Genomic DNA, 20,748 nt, shown 5'->3' with positions numbered 1-20,748 from the left:
CTGGGATATTCATGACAACAGGCGGGGGTCCTGCTGCTCCATCTATTGTTCCGGACAGGCTTCTGCAATGGCTGGGCGCGTCCACGATCGCTCAGATCATGCCGCGGCCTTGGCCTTGACGGCCGCCTCCACCGCTCGTTTCAGCTCGTCCTTTATCGACGCCGTCTCGGACATCAGCGTATCGATCTTCAGGAAATCGAGGACCCGGAATTTCGACACCGACGGCCGCAGCAGGATATCTGGCGGGCACCGCTGAAGCTTATGGGCGATGATCGACTGCATCAGGAGCTGCGTGGCGCCGAACATCAGGTCGATCGAGGTCGGCTTCCTGCCTGCCGCCTGCTGCGGCGCTCCGACAACGTCGACGGCAATCACGATGTCCGCCTTTCCATGCAGGAGGTCGAAGGGAACCGGATTGTAGATGCCGCCGTCTATGTAGGTGCGCCCATCGCGCGTGACCGGGGAAAAGACCGCGGGTATGGCCGCGGAGGCGGCAAGCGCGAAGCGCAGATCGCCTTCGGTGAAAACAGCGACGTGATGGCCGTAATAATCCGTCCCCGTCACCTGCAGCGGAATTCCGAGTTCGCCGAAATGTTTCGGGATCCGGTGGGGCAGGAAAGCGTGCAGGATGCGCTCTATGCTGAACTGCGTGACCCGCAATCCGCCGACCATGGCCGCCAGCGTCTCGGGGCGCGCGCTCCACATGCGCCCGACCACCTCGGCGCGCCGCGACAATATGGAGCGGGCGTAGTGTTCGATCTCCGCGCCCGTCATGCCGGCCGCCATGCCCGCCCCCATGATCGCGCCGATCGACGATCCGGCGATCGCCACCGGTTTGATTCCGAGCTCGTCGAGAGCCTGGATGGCGTGGATATGCGCAAGCCCGCGCGCGCCGCCGCCGCCGAATGCAACGGCGAAGCTTGGCCCGCTCGTGCGTCCGGCCTCGACCGTCACCCCTTGCTCCCCTGCTCGAAGGGCGGCCCGATCACCAGGATCGCCGGCTCGGCCGTCAGCAACTTTCCGGCGGCCGCCTTCACCTGGTCGAGCGTGACGCTCTCGATCAGCGCCGCGCGCCTGTCCATGTAGTCGATGCCCAATCCTTCCTCCTGCAGCGACAGCAGCGTCGCCGTGATCGCGTTGGAGGAGTCCAGGTTGTTCAAGGCATAGGAGCCTATGACGTATTTCTTGGCCGCGGCCAGCTCGGCCTCGGTCGGTCCCTCCTCGGCCATCCGCCGCACCTCGTCGCGGATGACGGCGAGCGTTTCAGACGCGCGGTCCGAACGCGTGGCGGTGCTGATCACCAGACCCGAGGAGTATTCATGCGTGACCAGCGACGAGTCGACGCTGTAGGCCAGGCCGCGCTTTTCGCGCACCTCGTCGAACAGGCGCGAGGTGAACGTCCCGCCCCCCAATATGTGGTTCATCAGATAGGCGGCGAAGAAGTCGGGCGCGTTGCGGGGAACGCCGGGATAGGCGAGCTGCAGCGAGGTCTGCGGCAGGTCGTACTCCACCCGCACCTCCTGGCCGAGGTTCAGCTCCACCTTGTCCACCGGCCGCAAATCCGACTTCTCCGGCAGATCGCCGAACAGCCGGTCGAGCTGCTGCTTCACCGTTGCCGCGTCGATGGCGCCGACGATCGCCACATTCAGATTTTCGCGCGCGAAAACCGCCTTGTGATAGGCGCGCAGATCGTCAGCGCTGATCGTCGCCAGCGACTTTTGCGTGCCCTCGTCGGGCCGCGCATAGGGGTGCGTGCCGTAGAGCGCCTCGGCCCATTTTACCCTTGCCGCCGTCTCCGGATCGCGCTCGTTGGCGACGATGCCCGACACCATCTGCGCCCTGATGCGGTCGATCGGGGCGGCATCGAAGCGCGGTTGCCCCAATGCGAGCGTCAGAAGTTCCAGCGCCTCGTCCTTCTTCTCGGCGAGCATGCGCATGGAGCCGTAGATGGTGTCGCGCCCGGCGCCGAAACGCATCTCGGCTCCCGCATCGTCGAGCTTGACCTGGAACGTTTCGGAATCGAACTCGCCCGCGCCCTCGTCGAACAGCGCTGCCATCAGTTCCGACAGGCCCTCCTTGCCCGGCGGGTCCTGCGTGTGGCCCCCCTTGAAGGAGAAACGGATGGTCACGATCGGCACCGAATAGTCCTCGACCAGCCAGGCCGTGACGCCCTTGGCGCTCGTCACCTCCTGGATCGCGACCCCCGCCTGCGCCGGCCATCCGGCCAGCACCATCGAGGAAGCGGCGACAAGGCTAAATGTGAAAGCGCGAGTCTTCGCAATGAATTGCGTCATCATGTTCATGTCAGTTCTGCACCGGCTCTGAGGGCAGGAGAAGGCCCGTCACGGAGTGGTCGCCGGCCAGGTATTTCGCCGCGACCTTCTGGATGTCGGCCGCGGTCACCTTCCTGATGCGATCGGGCCATTCCTCGATATCCTTCATGGCGCTGCCGGTGGCGAGCGCGGTGCCATAGAGATTGGCCATCGATGCCTGGTTGTCGCGCGCGAAGATCATCGACCGCAGGAAACGGTTCCTGGCGCTCTCCAGCTCCTTTTCGCTCACGCCGTCCTTGGCGATGAGCGCGATCTCGACATCGATCGCGGCCTGCACCTCGTCCAGCTTTGCCGTGCCGCGCGGCGCGCCGTAGACGGTGAAGGCCGTCTCGTCCAGCTTCGAGCCGTCGTAGTATGCGCCAGCCGACGAGGCGATGCCCGACTTCACCACCAAAGCCTGATAGATCCGGCTGCGATTTCCTCCGCCCAGTATTTCCGAGAGAAGGTCCAGCGCCTCCGCCTCACCGGGCTCGGCGGCATGATAGGAAGGAACCAGCCATGACCGCGAGAAACTCGGCACCGAAACGCGCGGATCGGCCAGCGTCACCGTGCGCGCCGTGTTCTGCTCCGGCTCGGTCGGACGGATGCGCGGCGGCAGGTCAGGTCCGCGGGGGACCTTGCCATAGGTCTTCTCCGCAAGCATGCGCACGTCCCCTGCGTCGACGTCGCCCGCGACGATCAGAATCGCGTTGTTGGGCGCGTAGTAGCGGTCGTAGAAGGCCACCGCGTCGGTGCGGTTGAGCTTTTCCATCTCGTGCATCCAGCCGATCACCGGGATGCGGTAGGGATGGTTCTGGTAGAGCGTGGCGTCGATTTCCTCGGCAAGCAGCGACTCCGGACTGTTCTCGATGCGCGAGCCGCGCTCCTCCAGCACGACGTCGCGCTCGGGCCCGATCACCGCGTCGGTCAGGATCAGGTTGCGCATCCGGTCGGCCTCGTATTCCATCATAGTCTCAAGCGCCTCGGGCGGCACGGTCTGGAAATACGCGGTGTAGTCGTCGGAGGTGAAGGCGTTCTCGCTGCCGCCGATCTCGGCGATCCTGGCGCCGAACTCGCCGGCCTTGTGCCTGGCCGTACCTTTGAACATCAGGTGCTCGAAGAAGTGCGCGATGCCCGATTTTCCTGGCGGCTCGTCGGCGCTGCCGACCTTGTACCAGACCATGTGGGTGACGATCGGCGCGCGCCGGTCGGGGATCACGACGACCTCCATCCCATTGTCGAGCAGGAAGCTGGAGATCTTGCTCTCGACAGGCGCCTTGTCGACGGGCGCGTCCGCCCACGCCGGGCCGGCAGCCAGAATCAATACCAGCACAACGTTCAGAAACTGCCGCCTCAATCGGACTTTCAATGCCATCCGTGCTCCAATGATCTCCGCCCAAACTACAGCGGGCGGACAACCGCCGTTAGTTAATTGTTGGTCATCTGGGCGGCAAAGAGGCCAAACTCAAGGCGAGCGGCGTCATGCCGCCAACGCTGCAACGAAGCGAACCACCGTGTCGCCGTAGCCGCGCTCGTCCAGGACTGAAAATCCGTCGCCGGGTTCGAAATGCGCCGAAGCGGCCTCTTCCACGACGCAGAGCGCGTCCGGCAGCAACCAGCCGCCCCTGAGCGCTGAGCGCAGCGCCGCCTCGCCGAGTCCCTTGCCATAGGGCGGGTCGGCAAAGACCAGCCCGAACGGCGCGATCGTGCCGGCATCTCCAAGCCCCGTCGCATCGCGCCGGAATATCTTGGTGCGGCCCTGCAGGCCGAAGGCTTCGACATTGGTGCGAATCAGGCCGCGCCCTTCGGCCGATTCCTCGATGAACAGGCAATGCGCGGCGCCGCGCGAAAGCGCTTCGAGCCCAAGCGCGCCGGTTCCGGCGAAGAGGTCGAGCACGCGCGCGCCTTCGAGCTTTTCGGGGAAGCGATGCGCGAGCACATTGAACACGGCCTCGCGCGTGCGGTCGGTGGTCGGACGTATCGACTGGCTGTGCGGCGCGGCCAACGGCCTGCCGCGGAACTCACCGCCGACGATCCGCATCTTTTCCGCCCGTGCGCGGTCCTCTTGGCCCGCCCTTGCCGCCATCTGGCCTGTCGCGTTGGGTCCGATCACCTTGCGGCCGCTCGCCGCGCGGCTTGCCAAATCCCGGTTTTCCGCCCGGCTTGCCATATGCCTGCTTCTTGGCGGCGCGCCTGGCCTCTACCTCCGCCTTCTCGGCGGCAGCGCGGCCGGCGCCGATCGGCCTGGCGCCAGGCGCCATCCAGACATTCGCCTTGCGCTGACCGGGCGGCTCGATCGGGCGCTGCTCGCGTTCGGGTTTCTTGCCAGCGCGCGTCGGCTTTGCCCCGGGCTTGTCCGCGAATGTCGCGAAGCGGTCGGGCCTGTCGCCGAATTTGCCTGTACGCACCGGCCTCTCGCCGCGCTCCAGCTTCGGCCGTTCCGGCCTGTCTCCGCGATCGAATTTCGGCCGGTCCGGCCTTGACGTGGACAGCTTGCCCAGCGCCTCGTCGCGCGTGTTCTCACGGCGCTGGCGCTTCTTGATCAGGCCACCCTCGCCGATCCTGCCGCGCTCGCCGTCGCGCACGATCTTCGGCCGCTCGCCGGGTTCCGCCGCTTTCGGCTCGGGCGCGCGCTTGACCGGCTGGTTGGGGAACTGGTTGACCACCGGAGCCTCGAAATTGGCGCCCGACTCTTCGATCAGCCGCTCGCCGAGCTGGTCGCGCAACAGGCGACCCTTGATCTCCTGCACATGGCCTTCGGGCAGGTCGCCGAGCTGGAACGGCCCGTAGGAAATGCGAATCAGCCGCGACACGTCCAGCCCCAGCGCGCCGAGGATGTTCTTCACCTCGCGGTTCTTGCCCTCGCGCAGGCCGATGGTGAGCCAGGCGTTGCTGCCCTGCTCCCGGTCGAGCGCAGCTTCGATCGAGCCATAGAAGACGCCATCGACCGCGATGCCGTCCTTCAGCCCGGCAAGCGCCTTCTCCTCGACCTTGCCGTGAACGCGCACGCGGTAGCGCCTCAGCCATCCGGTCGCCGGCAGTTCCAGCACGCGCGACAGGCCGCCGTCATTGGTGAGCAGCAGCAGGCCTTCCGTGTTGATGTCGAGCCGGCCGATGGTCATAAGCCTCGGCAGGTCCGTGGGCAGAACGTCGAAAACGGTCTTGCGGCCTTCCGGATCGCGGTTGGTCGTCACCAGACCGGCAGGCTTGTGGAACAGAAAGAGCCGTGTGCGTTCGATCGCCGGGATCGCGGTGCCATCGACCTCGATCGTATCGTCAGGCATGACGTTGAAAGCTGGCGACTCAAGCTTGAGGCCGTTGACCCTGACCCGCCCGGCCGCGATCAGCTCTTCGGCATCGCGCCGCGAAGCGATGCCCGCGCGGGCCAGCCGTTTGGCGATGCGCTCGCCGGGGGCTTCCTCGACCACACCGGCTCGTTTGACGAAAGGCTTGCGGTCGCCGTCTTCATGGCTCTTCATGCCATACGAACGACGCTGACCCTCGTGGCTTTTGGTTGCGAAGGAGCGCGTGCCCTCCCTGCTGGCTGGGGCATCACCCGCGGGACGCTCGCGTCGCTGAAATCCCTCGCCGTCGCGGCGCGGGCGCGGCGTGAATTCGCGCTTCGGGCGCTGGTCGCCTTCAGGCCGCGGCACATATGGCTTGCGCTCGCCGCGCTCGGCATAGGGCTTGCGCTCTCCGGCCGGACGCTCGCGCTTTTCGAACGGCTTCCTGTCGGGGCGCGGGCCGGCCTTGAACGGCCCCGCCGCCCTTTCGGCTCTCGCCTCGCCATCGCGCGGCCGGGCGTCCTGGTCGAACTGCCGCTTGGGGCGATCGCCCGCCTGCGGCCTTTCCGCGAAAGGTTTTTTCACGAAAGGCTTTTTCGCGCCGCCGGCACGAAAAGGCTTCTTGCCGAAGTCGGGCTTGCCCGAACGCGGCCCATCCGTCGCTCGCCCTTGTCCGGTCGGTCTCGGTCCGTTCTTGCGCGGGAATTTTTTTCGGTCGTCGTCCATGTGGCCTTTGCCTCTTTGCGCGCGTAGATAACAGGATCGTTCCGGGCTTGCGAGGAAATAGAGCTTGAATTCCGGCCGCACGGATTTCATGGGTGCAGCGCTTGACGAGGCCGAGGCGGCCGGCGCGCGCGGCGAGGTGCCGATCGGCGCAGTGCTCGTCAATGCCGGCGAGATCGTCGCCCGCGCAGGCAACCGAACCCGCGAACTGTCGGATGCGACCGCGCACGCGGAACTGCTGGTGATCCGGGAAGCCTCGCGAAAGCTGTCCTCGGAGCGCCTCGGTCTTTCGGACCTCTACGTCACGCTGGAACCCTGCACGATGTGTGCTGGCGCCATCTCGTTCGCCCGCATACACCGGCTCTATTTCGGAGCGGTGGACGAAAAGGGAGGCGCGGTGGTCAGCGGCGTGCGCTTCTTCGCCGCGCCGACATGCCATCATGCGCCGGAGGTCTATTCCGGGTTCGACGAGGCCAGATCGTCGGAAATGCTGAAGCGCTTTTTTCGAGACAGGCGATCAACTTAACCAGGACTGTGCCGAGCTTCAGGCTAGAGCCAGGGAATCAAATCCCGCCAGCTCGTGTCTCCGGCCGCCTTGCGGGCCTCGGCTTTCAGCCTGCGCTGCTTCTTGTATTCATCCTCGCCGAGTTCGTCGGCCGGGGCGGTGGGGATCGGCTGGCGATATTCGATCGGCGGCTCGGTCAGGGTACGGCGCACGGTCGGGCTGCCTTGCTTGCTCGCGGCAAGCCTCTGCCGGGCCTCTGCGCCCTTCTTGTTCAGGTCTTCCGCTTTGCCGGCTGCCGCGACGCCTGACTCGGTGGCGCGGTCTGAAGTGCCCACTGCCGCGGACTGGGTTTCCTGCTCAAGGCTGAGATCGTTGATCACCTCGGGTTCCCAGCCCTGCTTGTCCCTGTTCTCGGTCGCGTCGGCGCGAATGCGGGCGCGCCGCTGCTCGGGCGATTCGGGCCACTGGTCGCCGGCGGATGCCACGATGTTTTCCTGCGGCGGAGGCAATTCGGTCGTCGGCGTCGTCGGCTTCACCAATTCGGGACGGGGCGCGTATTCGGCGTTCGCCCTTTTTGGCTTCAGCGAGAACATGGTGCTGACATCGGTGGTGAGCTGCTTGGTCTGCGTCGTGCCCGTGCCATAGGTCGGCGAGCTCATGCAGCCCGACACGAGAAGGCCCGAAACGAGAAGCGGCGCAACCAGCAACGCGCGTGCGCCATTTCGTTCACTCATAAGCACCAGTCCCACTGAAAACCGCCTCTCCATCGACCGGACAACATTCCGGCCATGCGTTAGCGCATATCCGACGGAAATCCGGCGACAATTTGTCTGCCGGAATATCCGCTGTTTACCTTAAGCGTCCGTCAAGGGCAACGACCGGCCCGAACCGGGGCCTAGCCGCGCCCCGGGGGCGCGGCATTCCTACACTGCGTCAGAGCCGTCCCAGAGCCTGCAATTCGTGCAACACCTGGGCGTCCCGGGCCGAAACCTCGGGGAACTCCGGATCGGAACCGACATCTGCAGTATAGCGCCAGGAACGCGCGCACTTCCGCAGGCCGCGCTCCTCCGCCTTCTCGACGACCACCGCCACGCCGGGCACGTCCGGCAGGGTGAAGGCAGCGGCGGCCGCCTGCCCGTTGCCGATTTCCCAGCCGCTGGTGATGGCGATCTCGGCCATATCCGCGCCCGTGACGGCCTTGGCCAGTTCGGCATTCTCCAGATAGACCACCGGGACTGCCTCCAGCGAGGAGCCGATCGTCTTCCTCGCCCGCTCGATCTCGAGCGCTCCGGTAACCGCGCGCCGCACGTCCCTGATCCTGTACCACCTGGCCTCGAGATCGGGATTCAGCCACTCTGCCGGGATTTTGGGAAACTGCTCCAGATGCACCGATTCCCTGCCGGGATGGCGCTCGAGCCAGGCTTCCTCTGTCGTGAAAGGCAGCATCGGCGCCAGCCACGTCACCAGGCATTCGAACAGATGGCGCACCACCTGCACGGCCGCCTTGCGCTTCAGGCTCGACGGTCCCTCGCAGTAGAGCGCGTCCTTGCGGATGTCGAAATAGAAGGCCGACAGTTCGACGTTCATGAAATCGCTGAGCGCGCGCACCACGCGCTTGAAATCGAAGGCGTCGTAGCCAGCGCGCACCGTTTCATCCAGTTCCGCCAGCCGGTGCAGCATCAGCCGCTCCAGTTCCGGCATCTCCTCCAGCGGCACCGTCGAGCCGTCGTCATGCGCCAGCGTGCCGAGCATCCAGCGGATGGTGTTCCTGAGCTTGCGATAGGCGTCGATGTTGGTCTGCAGCACGTTCTTGCCGAGCCGCTGGTCTTCCCAATAGTCGGTCGTCACCACCCAGAGGCGCAGAATGTCGGCGCCGGACTGCTTGATGACGTCCTGCGGCACCACGGTGTTGCCTAGCGACTTCGACATCTTGCGGCCTTCCTCGTCCATGGTGAAGCCATGGGTGACGACCGTGTTGTAGGGCGCCCTGCCCCTGGTGCCGCAGCTTTCGAGCAGCGAGGAATGGAACCAGCCGCGATGCTGGTCCGAACCCTCCAGATACACGTCGGCCGGCCATTTCAGGTCGGGCCGGTCCTCCAGCGTGAAGGCGTGCGTGGAGCCGGAGTCGAACCACACGTCGAGGATGTCCTTGACCATCATCCATTTCCGGGGGTCGTGATTGCCGAGGAAGCGCTCCTTGGCGCCTTCGGCGAACCATGCGTCGGCGCCTTCCTGCTCGAAGGCTTCGGTGATGCGGGCGTTGACCGCCTCGTCCTTCAAAACGTTGCCGTCCTCATCGGCGAAGACGCAGATCGGCACGCCCCAGGCGCGCTGGCGCGAAAGCACCCAGTCCGGGCGCTCCTCGATCATCGCGCGCAGGCGTGTCTGGCCGGCCTGCGGCACGAAACGCGTGTCGTCGATTGCGGCAAGCGCGCGGGTGCGCAGCGTCGTGCCATCCTTCAGGTCCATGTCCATATGGACGAACCATTGCGGCGTGTTGCGGAAGATGATCGGCTTCTTCGAGCGCCAGCTATGCGGGTACTGGTGCTTCAGCCGCCCGCGCGCGAACAGCATGTTCTTCGCGATCAGCGCGTCGATGACCGCCTTGTTGGCGTCGCCCTTCTTGCCGTTGTCGTCGATGACGCGCGCAGCACCTCCCTCGCGATCCGGTCCGAAACCCGGCACATCCTTGGTGAAATAGCCGGCATCGTCGACGGTGAAGGGGATCGCCGTCTCGATGCCGCGCTGGCGGAGTTCGGGCGCCGCATCCATCCACGCGTCAAAGTCCTCGCGGCCATGACCCGGTGCGGTGTGGACGAAGCCCGTGCCGGCGTCGTCTGTGACATGATCGCCATCTAACAATGGCACCGGAAAATTGTAGCCGCCGCCAAGTCCTCGGAACGGATGCGCGCAGACAATCGACTGAAGCAGCGACCACGGGAGATCGGAATACACCTCGCGCAGCTTCACCTTTGCCTTGGCCGCGCAGTCATCGGCAAGACCCTCTGCAATGACCAAGCGTTCGCCAACCTTCGGACCGAAGTCGTTTTCGGCCTCGGTGATCTCGAAAAGGCCGTACTTTATCCGTGCTGCGTAGGAAATCGCACGGTTCCCTGGAATCGTCCAAGGTGTTGTGGTCCAAATCACCACATAGGCATTTGCCAAGTCGGCACTTTGAAGTGGGTCCTGATCTTCCTTCTTGAGTTCAGGAGCCACTACACGGACAACGGCTTCCTGCTGTTGGTTGATTTCGGCGACAAGCTGCTTGTCGTACGCAACAATCGGAAACTTCACCCAGATCGTATCGCTCTCGTAGTCGTGGTATTCGATCTCGGCCTCGGCCAGCGCGGTCCGCTCGACCACGCTCCACATCACCGGCTTCGAGCCGCGATAGAGCTGCCCCGACATGGCGAACTTCAAGAGCTCGCCGGCTATGCGCGACTCCGCGTGATAGGCCATGGTCAAATACGGATTGTCGAAATCGCCGACGACGCCCAGCCGCTGGAACTCGGCGCCCTGCACCTTGATCCAGTGTTCGGCATAGGCGCGGCATTCCCTGCGGAACTCGATCATCGCAGCCGGCTCGGAAAGGTCCGGCTTCGACTTGCCCTTCGAGCGATAATTCTCTTCCTCGATCTTCCACTCGATAGGCAGGCCGTGGCAATCCCAGCCCGGCACGTAATTCGAGTCATAGCCACGCATCTGGAAGGAGCGCGTGATCACGTCCTTCAAGATCTTGTTCAGCGCGTGCCCGATATGGATGTTGCCGTTGGCGTAGGGCGGGCCGTCATGCAGCACGAATTTTTCGCGCCCGGCCGCGTCCTCGCGCAGCCGCCTGTACATGCCCATATCCTGCCAGCGCTTGACGATGACAGGCTCCTTTTCGGGCAGCCCGGCGCGCATCGGGAAATCCGTCTGCGGCAGGTATAGCGTCTTCGAATAGTCGATCTTGTCGGTCGTATCGGTCATATGGCTTGCCATGAGATTGCCCGTCGGAGGACGGCCCGGGCGTTGAACTATCATGATTTCTGGAAAGCGCGAGTGCAGTCGCGCAACAATCCCGGCTTCCGGCAGCCTCAGGCCGCCCGGACCGGGCTCATAATTCGTATCGCCGTGACCGGCATGCGCGAAAAATGCGTCATACGGCAGCCTCTAGCGGAAACCACGCCGAGAATAAAGTGCTTGTTGGGGCTGAGGTTAAGCCGCCGCCTACATCGTGAAGTCGAAGCGATAGGCCGCCGAAACCCCGAACGTGAACTGGTTGAGTGAGCCGCGCTCCTCCACAAGGCTCGAATCCGCCGCCGAGCCAAGCAGCCGCGAATACTCACTGAACACGCTCGTGGTGAATTTTTCCGTCACCTTCCAGTCATAGGCGCCACCGAAGCCGATCGATTTGATGCCGCCGTCCGGATAGTATTCGGACAGGCCGGAATTCGCCGATTCCGTGGCGTCCACGCCATAGTAGCTCTCGAAATCGTCCGCTGACGCGAAGGAAATCCGAGGACCGCCCGACACGCGTACCGACGGCGTGATGTCCTTGAACGCATCGACCCTGATGTCGGCCACCACGCCGCTGTGCGACCTGATCCCCTGTCGGACTTCGCCGCGCACGCGCAGCCAGTCGGTCGGGTAGACCTCCGCGAAGCCGCCGATTTCCGCGCCGAAGCGCACCGGGTCGAGCCCTTCCAGATCGTCATCGGAATCGCGCTCGAAGATGATCTTGCCCGTTGCGCCGGCGCGCATGCGGCCATTGTCGTAGAGCGACAAGGAGATGCCGTCGTTTCTCGAAGTGAAGCGGGCTTCAGGACCGGCCTTGCCCAGCGAAATGATCGGCGACACCGTGAACATCAAGTCTTTCGCACCTTCGAAGTCAGGCGCCACCATGCCGGTCGCACCAACTATCAGCTTCCAGTCTCCGTGGACCCAGTCGAAAAACCCGCCTTCGGCCAAGGCACTGCCCGGCAAGGCAAACATCGCAATGGCGAAAACCGATGATGGAAGACGCTTTAACATGAAGCCCCGTTGGCACGCTCGACCGCGCCGTGCCGCTGACATCCTGTTTCGGGCGATTGCGTAAAATTTGCATTAAACTCGCAAACCTAAGTGGCGTTCGCACCGTGGACGCAACCGCGCCGCGGCGCTACCATCAACGCGCGAGTTCGGCCGCGAAACCGGCCAATGTTCAAGGAGGGATGACAGCTATGACTTTGACACCGGATCTACCGGAAGTGCTCAAGGGCCGCATCGGCGAATTGCGCTCCAAATGGGGATGGTTCGTCGGCCTCGGCATCGTGATGCTGATCGTCGGCGTCATCGCGCTCGGAAATCTGCTCGCCGCCACCGTCGCATCGGTCTACCTCGTCGGCTTCATGATGCTTATCGCCGGCGGCTTCGAGATCGCCCATTCCTTCGGGGTCAAGACCTGGGGCGGTTTTTTCTGGTGGCTGCTCGGCGGCCTGCTCTATGCGGTCGGCGGTATCATCGCCTTCAACAATCCGCTGTTGGCCTCGGCCGTCCTTACCCTGCTCCTCGCCGCGAGCCTCATCGCCTCCGGCGCCGCGCGCGCATGGATCGGCTACAAGCACTGGTCGCACAACGGCTCCGGCTGGATTATCGCCGCTGCCCTGATCACCGTGCTTTGCGGCATCGTCATCGCCATCGGCTGGCCGGTCAACAGCCTCTGGGTACTGGGCATGTTCCTGGCGATCGACATGATCTTCCAGGGCTGGACGGCAATCGCGCTCGGCCTAGCCCTGAAGAGCGGCAAGTAGCTAAAACGCGATCCGGGCGTCGAGGTCGGACAGCGGCCTGACGCCGGACAGCAGCGCCCTCGCCTCGGCGTCGTCGCGCCTCATCTGCGCGACGAGCGGTTCCAACCCGTCGAACTTCTCCTCGCCGCGCAGGTAGCCGAAGAACGAAACACTGGAGGTCTCGCCGTAGAGGTCGCCCGAAAAGTCGAACAGGAAGGTCTCGAGCAGCGGCGCGCCGTTCTCGTCGACCGTCGGACGCCGGCCGAAACTCGCCACGCCGTCATGCAGTGAGCCGTCCTGCCTGCGGAAGCGCACGGCATAGATGCCGTGTTTCAGCGCGGCGTCTGCCGGCAAAGCCATGTTCGCCGTCGGAAAGCCAAGCGTCCGGCCAAGCTTCTGGCCGGCTGTCACCTGCGCCTGCACCGTGAAGCGGTAGCCGAGCAGGCCGGCTGCCTCTGCCGCGTCGCCGGCCTGCAGAAGCCCCCGGATGCGGCTTGACGAGACGACCTCGGCGCCTTCGTCGCGAAATGCATCGACCAGGGTCACGCCGAAGCCATGCCGCTCGCCGCTCGCCATCAGGAAAGCCGGGCCGCCCTGCCTGTCCTTGCCGAAATGGAAGTCGAAGCCGGTCACGGCGTGGCTGACGCCCAGCCGTCTTTCCAGCACGTCGGTCACGAAGCTTTCGGCCGACAGAGCGGCGAATTCGCGCGTAAAGGGCTGCTCGACCATCGCGTCGAAGCCGAGTTGGCCGAACAGCCTCGCCTTCATCGCCGGCGGCGTCAGGATGAAGATCGGAACGTCGGGCCGGAACACCTTGCGCGGGTGCGGCTCGAAGGTGAGCGCCAGCACCGGAACACCTCGCCGCGCGGCCTCTTCCAGCGCCCGCTGCAGCACCGCCTGGTGGCCGCGGTGGACGCCATCGAAATTGCCGATCGCGACCACCCCGCCGCGCAGGGTCGCGTCGAGTGGTTCGGCCCCGGTGAGATGGCGGAACGTCTTGCTCATTTGCTAGCGCAGTTTCGGCATGGTCGCCACGACGTGATATCCGTGGTTGTCGAGGAATGCCTGCAACTGTGCCGGATCCGGATCGTCGGCATGTCCGTAGTCGCGCGAATGGATGCCGCCGGACACGTAGAGCACGTCGATGCCGTAGTCCGACGCCCCTTTGATGTCTGTCAGCATGCCGTCGCCGATCGCCAGCGTCTCGTCGCGGCGCACCTCGCGCCCGAGCACGTCGCCGGCAGCCTTCATCGCCGCGTCGTAGATCGGCCTGTGTGGCTTGCCCGCGATCAGGGTGCGGCCGCCGAGCTGTGCGTAGTCGCGCGCCAGCGCGCCGGCGCACCAGATGATCCTCTCGCCGCGCTCCACGACTATGTCGGGATTTGCGCAGATGAACGGGAGGTTCCTCGCCCGCAGCCGCGCCAGCATCTCGCGATAGTCGTCCGGCGTTTCGATCTCGTCATCGAACAGGCCGGTGCAGACGACGCCGTTCGCCTCGAACTCCTCGACCAGTTCCACGTCGAGCCCGTCGAACAGGGTGAGGTCCCGTTCGGGACCGAGGAGGAAGATCCTGCGGGGGCCGGCGGCGATGAGGTCGCGCGTCACGTCGCCGGACGTGACCACCCGGTCCCAGGCGGATCGCGGCACGCCGATCGTCGTGAATTGCGCCTCGACGCCATCATGCGGGCGCGGCGAATTGGTTATCATCACAGCCGCCAGCCCCCGCTCGCGCGCCGCCGCCAGCGCTTGCGCGGCCGCCTCGAAATGGCTGACGCCGTTGTGCAGAACACCCCAGACGTCGCACAGGATCGCCGCATAGCGGCCCGATATCTCATCCAGCGACGCGATCGTTGCGGGCCTGCCCGCCACTGGAACCTCGGTTGTTATGGGAGCCTCTCTTGCGGTGTCGAGGGAACTTGGAACGGGCCACCGAATTAACCGAAGCCCTTCACTCTGTCATCAGCTTTTGCTTCGGTTGCCGGCTGGACCGAGCGAAAAAACGGGCGGCGTAAAAGCAATTGCGCTAGGGTCAGTAAAAATACGTTCTAGGGACAAGGGGGGCGGTCGGACCGATGCAGCGGATCTTGTTGGCCATTGCCGGTGCGGCTGCTTTCTGCGCGGCCGTCACGTTCCTGCTCCAGATCGCGATTTCGCGCGGGCTGCCGGCGACCGACATCGTTCTGGTCACGGCGTCGGCGACGCTGCTGCTCTCGATAGCCGCCGCGGCCTTTGCCTACCGCGCCTTCAACCGCGCCAACCTCGTGGCCACGGAGCTCGAGCGCCTCACCCGTTCGATGGATGCAGCCATCAAGGACGTATCGCTGCGCGGCGACCGCGATGCCGCAAAGCTCGAAGACCTCAGCGCAGCGGTGTCCAGCAGGCTCAGGCCCCCGTCGGCGCGCGCTTCGACCGCCAGGGACGACGCCGATACGGATGCGGACTCCGAGCACAAGGCGCGCGAGGCGGAACATCACGCCCCTTCCCGCAAGGCCAGGCAGACACCGGCGCCAGCCCTAGGGATCGGCGCAACCGAGGCGGCGGACGTCGACGTGGCGCTCAGGCGCGTGGTTGCCGGCGCGCAGGCGGACCTCAGCCTCCAGCCCATCATCGCCGCCGGCCGCGGCGAGGCAGGCGGCTTCGAGGTGCACTTCCACATCCAGCCGGAGGAAGGCAAGCCAGTCGACCTGCGCCGCCTCTCACGGCCTGTCGCGGATGTCGATCCGGCAGCCTATGAGCGCCTGACGGTCGTCTCGGCGACCGAGGCTGTCAGACGGCGTCTCGGCGACGTCAGCGAGAAGATACCCCTTCACGTCGCCATCTCCTCCGCCCTTCTGCGGGACGGGCTGGAGTTCGCCACGGTGCTCGACATCTTCAAGCTGCACCCAGCGCTGGCAAAGGCGGTCGTCATGTCGCTGCCGGCCGAGCTCTTCACATCCGGCGAACATATGGCGGCGCTCCAATTGCTGTCGGGTCTCGGCATCCGCTTCGCCGCGGAGGACTGGTCGGGCGAGCGGGGCGACCTCGACGAGATGAAGAAGGCCGGCGTAGGTGCCGTCAAGATCGCCGCCGAGCGGCTCCTCGATCGGACAAAGGCGCGCAAGGGAGCACCGAACGGCGCCGCGCTCGTCGAAATGGCTGACAGCGCCGGCGTGGACGTCATTGCCACCGATGTCCAGAACGAGGAGGACGCCGTAAGCCTGATCGACATGGGGGTCGATCTGATGTCGGGGGAACGCCTCGCCGCCCCTCGCCGCCTCAAAACAGACGCCTCCAGCGGACTCAAGCGCGCCTGACATGCGCCATCCTCCCGCGCACGGAAGCATGGTTAACGGCGCTTAAAACCGCATGCGCAGGTTGGAGGGATATTCCAAACCGGCAATTTAGGGATTTGTGGGAAAGTGCCCTGCTGACAAACCAATCAAGCAGGGGCGCTTGGGCATGTTCCGCAGGTTTTTGAAGGATGTCCGCGGCAACTACCTGTTGCTGACGGCGATTTCGATGGTGCCCATCATGGGCGCGCTCGCGATAGCGATCGATTACACCGAACTGACGCGCCAACGGTCGTTGACAATGGCCGCGCTCGACGCCGCGGGCATCGCAACCGCGCGTTATATCGCCAGCGGCAGTTCCGACTCCACGAACCCAGAGGTCTACGACGCGGAGATCAAGAAGTACGCCGAAGATTTCTTCGAGGCCAATCTCGGCGCCGTGAACCCCGCCAACACCACGCTGACGGTGCTTCTGCCCAACAACAACTTCGGCGGCGGTACGCTCAAGCTCACGGCGGACCTGACCTACGAGCCGAAATTCGTGCCGGCCGCAGCGATGCTAATCGGCAAGTCGTCGTCGTCGTCGAACGTCGACTTCACGGCCGAAGCGGAGATCCGCCTGAAAAACACGCTCGAAGTTGCCCTCGTGCTCGATAATTCGGGCTCGATGGACCAGTACGGCGCGGGCACGAGCGAGAAGCGCATCGCGCTTCTCAGAAAAGCGTCCAAGGAGCTGGTCGAGACGCTCGCGAAGCAGGCGTCGCAGATGAAGCAGATCGAGAAACCCGTCCAGTTCGCCCTCGTGCCGTTCTCTGCTTCAGTCAATATAGGCCCGGACAAGGACGAAAAGGACTGGATGGACACGCTCGGCATTTCGCCGATGCATCACGAAAACCTCGACTGGTCTCAGCTGACCTACGCAAACCGGGCGCAGCTCGGCGATCGCTGGGCCGAGAAGGTCGGCGACGTCTGGTACAAGCGCGGCACGGGCTGGGCCGACGCGGAAGACAACCCGCTGACGCGCTTCAGCCTTTATGCCGACATGCTGATCGAATCCGGTCGCGAGGAAGTGCCAAACTCCAGGGAATACATCTGCACGCGCTACAGGCTCAACGGCACCTGCCGCGAAGGCTACTGGACCGCACCGGACTACACCTACACCACAAGCAAATTCGCTTCGTGGCAGGGCTGTGTCGAAGCTCGGCCCTATCCGTACAACACCAACGACACGACACCCACCAGCGGCACTCCTGCAACGCTTTTTGTGCCGATGTTCGCACCGGACGAAGCCGGGCATCGCTGGCGCGATCTGGACCATGATACAAGCACGAACGAGCTGAACGGCGACACGTTCGGATACAGCAACAACTGGTGGGCCGACTGGGCGGATACGACCGCTCAACCGCGTCAATGGGACGCGCGCAAATATTTCCGCGTCAAGCCCTACGGCTCGTCCAGCGCCGGCTCCGGTTACGGCCCGAACTTCTCCTGCACGACGAGCCCGATCACACCGCTCACGGACGTCACCGTCGCAGCCGGCAAGACCGTTATCACCACCGCAATCGACGCCATGCAGCCGACCGGCAACACCAACGTCCCGGAAGGCACCGCCTGGGGCTGGCGGACCCTGTCCAGCAACGAACCCTTCACCGAGGGCCGCGAAAACACGGAGAAGGGCAACGACAAGGTCGTCATCGTTCTCACCGACGGCGCCAACACCTATGGCGACCAGGGCGGCAACGACTACGCCGGCAACAAGTCGACATACGCCGCCTACGGCTACGTCGGGCACAAGTTCGCGGCGAGCGAACCGACTTCCCGGCTTTACAAGGGCACGACCGTCAGCCAGACGACTTATACCTCAACCAACTATCAGTCGGCGCTCGATCAGCAAATGCGAGCAATCTGCGCAAATGCGAAAGGCTCGAACATCCTTATGATGACCGTCGCGCTCGACCTCGATGAAACCCAGACCGCCGACCAGAAGCAGATTACCGAACTGAAGACCTGCGCATCGGATTCGCGCTTCCGCAAGGGGGAGGACGGCAACCCGGCCAAGCTCTTCTGGAACGCGACCGGCGCCACGCTGTCCACGGTGTTCAAGGAAATCGCGGACGAACTCTCCAACCTTCGCATCGTCGGGTAACAAACAGCATTTCGCAGCCGCGGCGGGGGTCGCCAAGAATGATACTGGAATTTCTGCGGGACCGCGGCGGCAACTATGCGATACTGACGGGGATCGCCATGCTGCCGATCATGGGCAGCATTGCGGTCGCGGTCGACTTCAGCGAGATGAACCGGCAGAAGCAGGCCACCGTCAACGCTCTCGACGCGGCCGGCCTGGCAACTGCCCGCCAGGTGGCGAGCGGAGCCTCCGACGAGGCGCTGCTCATCTATGCAAACGAGTTCTTCGAGGCCAATCTCGGGCCGGTCGACCCGGCCGATACCGAACTCACCGTCGTCCTGCCGAACAATCAGTTCGGCGGTGGCACGCTGAAGATGTCGGCGGTGCTGAACTACAAGCCGTATTTCCTGCCGTCCTTCCTCGGTATGCTCGGCAAGCCAGCCGACGAGCGTAACAAGGAGATCACCTTCGCGGCGAATAGCGAGATCCGCCTCAAGAACACGCTTGAGGTGGCGCTCGTGCTCGACAATTCGGGATCGATGGACTTCTATGGCTCGGGTTCGGGCCAGAAGCGGCTCGCGCTGTTGAAGACGGCGGCCAAGCAGCTCGTCGACACGCTGGCGCTGCAGGCCGCTCAGATCAAGCAGGTCGCCAAGCCGGTGCAGTTCTCGCTGGTGCCGTTCGCCGCCTCGGTCAATGTCGGTCCCGGCAATGCGGTCGCGGAGTGGATGGATGTCGAAGGGCTGTCGCCCGTCCATCACGAGAATTTCGACTGGACCAAGGTCGACGATCCCGACAAGCGCGCCGAAAAGATCGGCGGCATCTGGTACAAGAAGGGCACCGGCTGGGGAGCGGACGAGAACGGCATCCTCTCCCGCTTTTCGCTCTACCAGGACATGCAGAGGGTCAGCGATCGCGAATGGGTCGTCACCGGCCAGGAATATGTCTGTACGCGTTACCGGTCCAATGGCACGTGCCGCAGCGGCGAGTGGCGGGAGACGGGCTACTACGACGAGACGATCTCGACCTATGCGAGCTGGCAGGGCTGCGTCGAGGCACGTCCCTACCCCTACAACGTCAATGACGCGCCGGCCCAGGGCGGCACCGCCAACACCGGCATCGGCTTCGGCGATCCGGCGACCATGTTCGTGCCGATGTTCGCTCCCGACGAGCCGGGCGACCGATGGGACGTCGAGGGTCAGAACAAGGACAGCTACAGCGCCGCCAACAACTGGTGGAACGACGGCACCGAGAGCATTTCCGGCGAGACACGCCAGAAGAACATGAAGAAATATTTCGATGTCCGCCCCTACGGCGCGACGTCGCCGCAGGGCAGCGGACCGAGCTACAGTTGCACGTCGACGCCGATCACGCCGCTTACCGACGTCACCAACCAGGAAGGCCTGGATACGATCAAGGCGGCGATCGACAAGATGGCCGCCAGCGGCAACACCAACGTTCCCGAGGGCACGGCCTGGGGTTGGCGCACAATCTCCAGCACGGCGCCTTTCACAGGCGGACGTGCGGAGTCCGAAAAAGGCAACGACAAGGTGATCATCGTGCTCACCGACGGCGCCAACACCTATTCGGTGCCGAACAGCGATCCCGCCGGCAACAAGTCGACCTACGCCGCCTATGGCTATACCGGCCAGGGCTACAACGGCACGGGCACGACCCGAATGTTCATGGGGACCAGCGGCGCGATCGGCCAGTACGACTATTCGTCGTCCAACTACACGAATGCGCTGAACGAGCAGATGGAAAAGGTCTGCGACAACGCCAAGGCCGCCAACGTGCTGATGATGACGGTATCGCTCGACCTCAGCACCAGCGACGCCGGCGAGAACAAGGCGATCGAGGCGCTGAAGAAATGCGCGTCGGATTCGCGCTTCCGCAAGGATCCGGCCGACCCCAGCAAGCCCGCCAAGCTCTACTTCAACGCCACCGGCTCGAACCTCTCCGAAAAGTTCAAGGAAATCGCCGACGAGCTGTCGAACCTGCGCATCGTCGGCTGACGCCGCCTACGCCAGCCTCACCGGAAACCGGCCTGGTGCAACCGTTGCCGTCTCACTGACCCTGCGGCAGTTCAGGTTCCGCACGTAATAGTCCTTGCCGCCGCGGCCATTCGCGGCGTCGCCGAGGACCAATGCCCGAAATCAGCACGCTTGCCGCCTTCGGGCTCGTTGCGCTAGGCATGGTGCTGACGCCCGGCCCGAACATGATCTACCTGACCTCGCGTTCGCTCTCGCAGGGGCCGGCGGCGGGCCTGATCTCGCTTGCCGGCGTAGCTCTCGGCTTCGTCTTCTACATCCTCTTCGCCGCGTTCGGCATCACAGCGCTTGTCTTCGCTGTACCCTATGCCTACGACGCGCTGCGCATCTGCGGCGCGCTCTACCTGCTCTGGCTCGCCTGGCAGGCGCTGCGGCCCGGCGGGCGCTCGCCGTTCCAGGTCCGCCGGCTGGCGCCCGACAGCCCGCGCAGGCTGTTCATGATGGGGCTGATGACCAACCTGCTCAACCCGAAGGTCGCGGTCATGTACCTGTCGCTGCTGCCGCAATTCGTCGATCCCGAACGCGGCAGCGTGCTCACGCAGTTGCTGGCCCTCGGCGCCGTCCAGATCACCACCAGCATAACCGTCAACGCGATCATCGCCGTCATGGCCGGCTCGATCGCAACCTTGCTCGCCGGCCGGCCGCTCTGGCTTCTGATCCAGCGCTGGCTGATGGGCACGGTGCTGGTCGGACTGGCGCTGCGCATGGCGACCGACGCGCAGCGCTGAT

Annotated in this window: 16 protein-coding genes; 6 read left to right on the top strand and 10 right to left on the bottom strand. The window is 64.5% G+C overall.

The features are described from left to right. Positions 1-96 precede the first annotated feature (96 nt). The 5 genes from ABLE71_RS17630 to ABLE71_RS17610 all read right to left on the bottom strand — a co-directional run bounded on the left by ABLE71_RS17630 (position 97) and on the right by ABLE71_RS17610 (position 6,322). Positions 97-954 (bottom strand): patatin-like phospholipase family protein, encoded by an 858-nt coding sequence (locus ABLE71_RS17630; RefSeq protein ID WP_348784772.1) that lies wholly within the window; start codon positions 952-954, stop codon positions 97-99. Beyond that, complete coding sequence (locus tag ABLE71_RS17625) at positions 951-2,234, bottom strand: pitrilysin family protein (protein ID WP_348785146.1); 1,284 nt, start codon at positions 2,232-2,234, stop codon at positions 951-953. Before ABLE71_RS17625 ends, ABLE71_RS17630 begins: the two co-directional genes overlap by 4 nt. Positions 2,235-2,304: 70 nt before the next feature. Then, positions 2,305-3,687 (bottom strand): pitrilysin family protein, encoded by a 1,383-nt coding sequence (locus ABLE71_RS17620; RefSeq protein ID WP_348784771.1) that lies wholly within the window; start codon positions 3,685-3,687, stop codon positions 2,305-2,307. A gap of 105 nt (positions 3,688-3,792) precedes the next feature. Next, positions 3,793-4,353, bottom strand: coding sequence for a 16S rRNA (guanine(966)-N(2))-methyltransferase RsmD (gene rsmD / locus ABLE71_RS17615; RefSeq protein ID WP_348784770.1), 561 nt, complete (start codon positions 4,351-4,353; stop codon positions 3,793-3,795). Further along, a complete protein-coding gene (locus ABLE71_RS17610) occupies positions 4,334-6,322 on the bottom strand; it encodes a pseudouridine synthase (RefSeq protein WP_348784769.1) in 1,989 nt (662 codons plus the stop codon). Before ABLE71_RS17610 ends, rsmD begins: the two co-directional genes overlap by 20 nt. A gap of 88 nt (positions 6,323-6,410) precedes the next feature. On the opposite strand from ABLE71_RS17610, the gene ABLE71_RS17605 reads away from it, so the two are divergent. After that, complete coding sequence (locus tag ABLE71_RS17605) at positions 6,411-6,845, top strand: nucleoside deaminase (RefSeq protein ID WP_348785145.1); 435 nt, start codon at positions 6,411-6,413, stop codon at positions 6,843-6,845. A gap of 23 nt (positions 6,846-6,868) precedes the next feature. Here the strand turns inward: ABLE71_RS17605 and ABLE71_RS17600 are convergent, their stop codons facing one another. The 3 genes from ABLE71_RS17600 to ABLE71_RS17590 all read right to left on the bottom strand — a co-directional run bounded on the left by ABLE71_RS17600 (position 6,869) and on the right by ABLE71_RS17590 (position 11,798). Beyond that, on the bottom strand, positions 6,869-7,558 hold the full coding sequence (locus ABLE71_RS17600) for a hypothetical protein (protein WP_348784768.1): 690 nt from the start codon (positions 7,556-7,558) through the stop codon (positions 6,869-6,871). A 199-nt stretch (positions 7,559-7,757) separates the two neighbouring features. Continuing rightward, positions 7,758-10,793 (bottom strand): isoleucine--tRNA ligase, encoded by a 3,036-nt coding sequence (gene ileS, locus ABLE71_RS17595; RefSeq protein WP_348784767.1) that lies wholly within the window; start codon positions 10,791-10,793, stop codon positions 7,758-7,760. Between the two features lie 240 nt (positions 10,794-11,033). Then, on the bottom strand, positions 11,034-11,798 hold the full coding sequence (locus tag ABLE71_RS17590; RefSeq protein WP_348785144.1) for a MipA/OmpV family protein: 765 nt from the start codon (positions 11,796-11,798) through the stop codon (positions 11,034-11,036). Positions 11,799-12,025: 227 nt separating this feature from the next. Here ABLE71_RS17590 and ABLE71_RS17585 point away from each other — a divergent pair, with 227 nt between their 5' ends. After that, positions 12,026-12,595 (top strand): HdeD family acid-resistance protein, encoded by a 570-nt coding sequence (locus ABLE71_RS17585; RefSeq protein WP_348784766.1) that lies wholly within the window; start codon positions 12,026-12,028, stop codon positions 12,593-12,595. Here the strand turns inward: ABLE71_RS17585 and ABLE71_RS17580 are convergent, their stop codons facing one another. Then, complete coding sequence (locus tag ABLE71_RS17580) at positions 12,596-13,579, bottom strand: bifunctional riboflavin kinase/FAD synthetase (protein ID WP_348784765.1); 984 nt, start codon at positions 13,577-13,579, stop codon at positions 12,596-12,598. A gap of 3 nt (positions 13,580-13,582) precedes the next feature. Further along, positions 13,583-14,443, bottom strand: coding sequence for a TIGR01459 family HAD-type hydrolase (locus ABLE71_RS17575; protein WP_348784764.1), 861 nt, complete (start codon positions 14,441-14,443; stop codon positions 13,583-13,585). A gap of 203 nt (positions 14,444-14,646) precedes the next feature. Here ABLE71_RS17575 and ABLE71_RS17570 point away from each other — a divergent pair, with 203 nt between their 5' ends. The 4 genes from ABLE71_RS17570 to ABLE71_RS17555 all read left to right on the top strand — a co-directional run bounded on the left by ABLE71_RS17570 (position 14,647) and on the right by ABLE71_RS17555 (position 20,747). Beyond that, on the top strand, positions 14,647-15,867 hold the full coding sequence (locus tag ABLE71_RS17570; RefSeq protein WP_348784763.1) for an EAL domain-containing protein: 1,221 nt from the start codon (positions 14,647-14,649) through the stop codon (positions 15,865-15,867). A 145-nt stretch (positions 15,868-16,012) separates the two neighbouring features. Further along, positions 16,013-17,989, top strand: coding sequence for a pilus assembly protein (locus ABLE71_RS17565; RefSeq protein ID WP_348784762.1), 1,977 nt, complete (start codon positions 16,013-16,015; stop codon positions 17,987-17,989). A 38-nt stretch (positions 17,990-18,027) separates the two neighbouring features. Further along, positions 18,028-19,983, top strand: coding sequence for a pilus assembly protein (locus tag ABLE71_RS17560; protein WP_348784761.1), 1,956 nt, complete (start codon positions 18,028-18,030; stop codon positions 19,981-19,983). A 131-nt stretch (positions 19,984-20,114) separates the two neighbouring features. After that, entirely contained in the window at positions 20,115-20,747 is a 633-nt protein-coding gene (locus tag ABLE71_RS17555) for a LysE family translocator (protein ID WP_348784760.1), read from the top strand. Position 20,748 lies beyond the last annotated feature (1 nt).

Source organism: Mesorhizobium sp. KR9-304, assembly GCF_040049215.1.
Taxonomy (GTDB): domain Bacteria; phylum Pseudomonadota; class Alphaproteobacteria; order Rhizobiales; family Rhizobiaceae; genus Mesorhizobium_K.
This window is presented reverse-complemented; position numbering and strand designations above follow the sequence as displayed.

Excerpts from the sequence above, each read along its gene's own strand:
- ABLE71_RS17625 (WP_348785146.1), bottom strand. The coding sequence starts at position 2,234 with ATGGTGCTGGCCGGATGGCCGGCGCAGGCGGGGGTCGCGATCCAGGAG.
- ABLE71_RS17620 (WP_348784771.1), bottom strand. The coding sequence starts at position 3,687 with ATGGCATTGAAAGTCCGATTGAGGCGGCAGTTTCTGAACGTTGTGCTG.
- rsmD (WP_348784770.1), bottom strand. The coding sequence starts at position 4,353 with ATGCGGATCGTCGGCGGTGAGTTCCGCGGCAGGCCGTTGGCCGCGCCG.
- ABLE71_RS17610 (WP_348784769.1), bottom strand. The coding sequence starts at position 6,322 with ATGGACGACGACCGAAAAAAATTCCCGCGCAAGAACGGACCGAGACCG.
- ABLE71_RS17605 (WP_348785145.1), top strand. The coding sequence starts at position 6,411 with ATGGGTGCAGCGCTTGACGAGGCCGAGGCGGCCGGCGCGCGCGGCGAG.
- ABLE71_RS17600 (WP_348784768.1), bottom strand. The coding sequence starts at position 7,558 with ATGAGTGAACGAAATGGCGCACGCGCGTTGCTGGTTGCGCCGCTTCTC.
- ileS (WP_348784767.1), bottom strand. The coding sequence starts at position 10,793 with ATGACCGATACGACCGACAAGATCGACTATTCGAAGACGCTATACCTG.
- ABLE71_RS17590 (WP_348785144.1), bottom strand. The coding sequence starts at position 11,798 with ATGTTTGCCTTGCCGGGCAGTGCCTTGGCCGAAGGCGGGTTTTTCGAC.
- ABLE71_RS17585 (WP_348784766.1), top strand. The coding sequence starts at position 12,026 with ATGACTTTGACACCGGATCTACCGGAAGTGCTCAAGGGCCGCATCGGC.
- ABLE71_RS17580 (WP_348784765.1), bottom strand. The coding sequence starts at position 13,579 with ATGAGCAAGACGTTCCGCCATCTCACCGGGGCCGAACCACTCGACGCG.
- ABLE71_RS17570 (WP_348784763.1), top strand. The coding sequence starts at position 14,647 with ATGCAGCGGATCTTGTTGGCCATTGCCGGTGCGGCTGCTTTCTGCGCG.
- ABLE71_RS17565 (WP_348784762.1), top strand. The coding sequence starts at position 16,013 with ATGTTCCGCAGGTTTTTGAAGGATGTCCGCGGCAACTACCTGTTGCTG.
- ABLE71_RS17560 (WP_348784761.1), top strand. The coding sequence starts at position 18,028 with ATGATACTGGAATTTCTGCGGGACCGCGGCGGCAACTATGCGATACTG.
- ABLE71_RS17555 (WP_348784760.1), top strand. The coding sequence starts at position 20,115 with ATGCCCGAAATCAGCACGCTTGCCGCCTTCGGGCTCGTTGCGCTAGGC.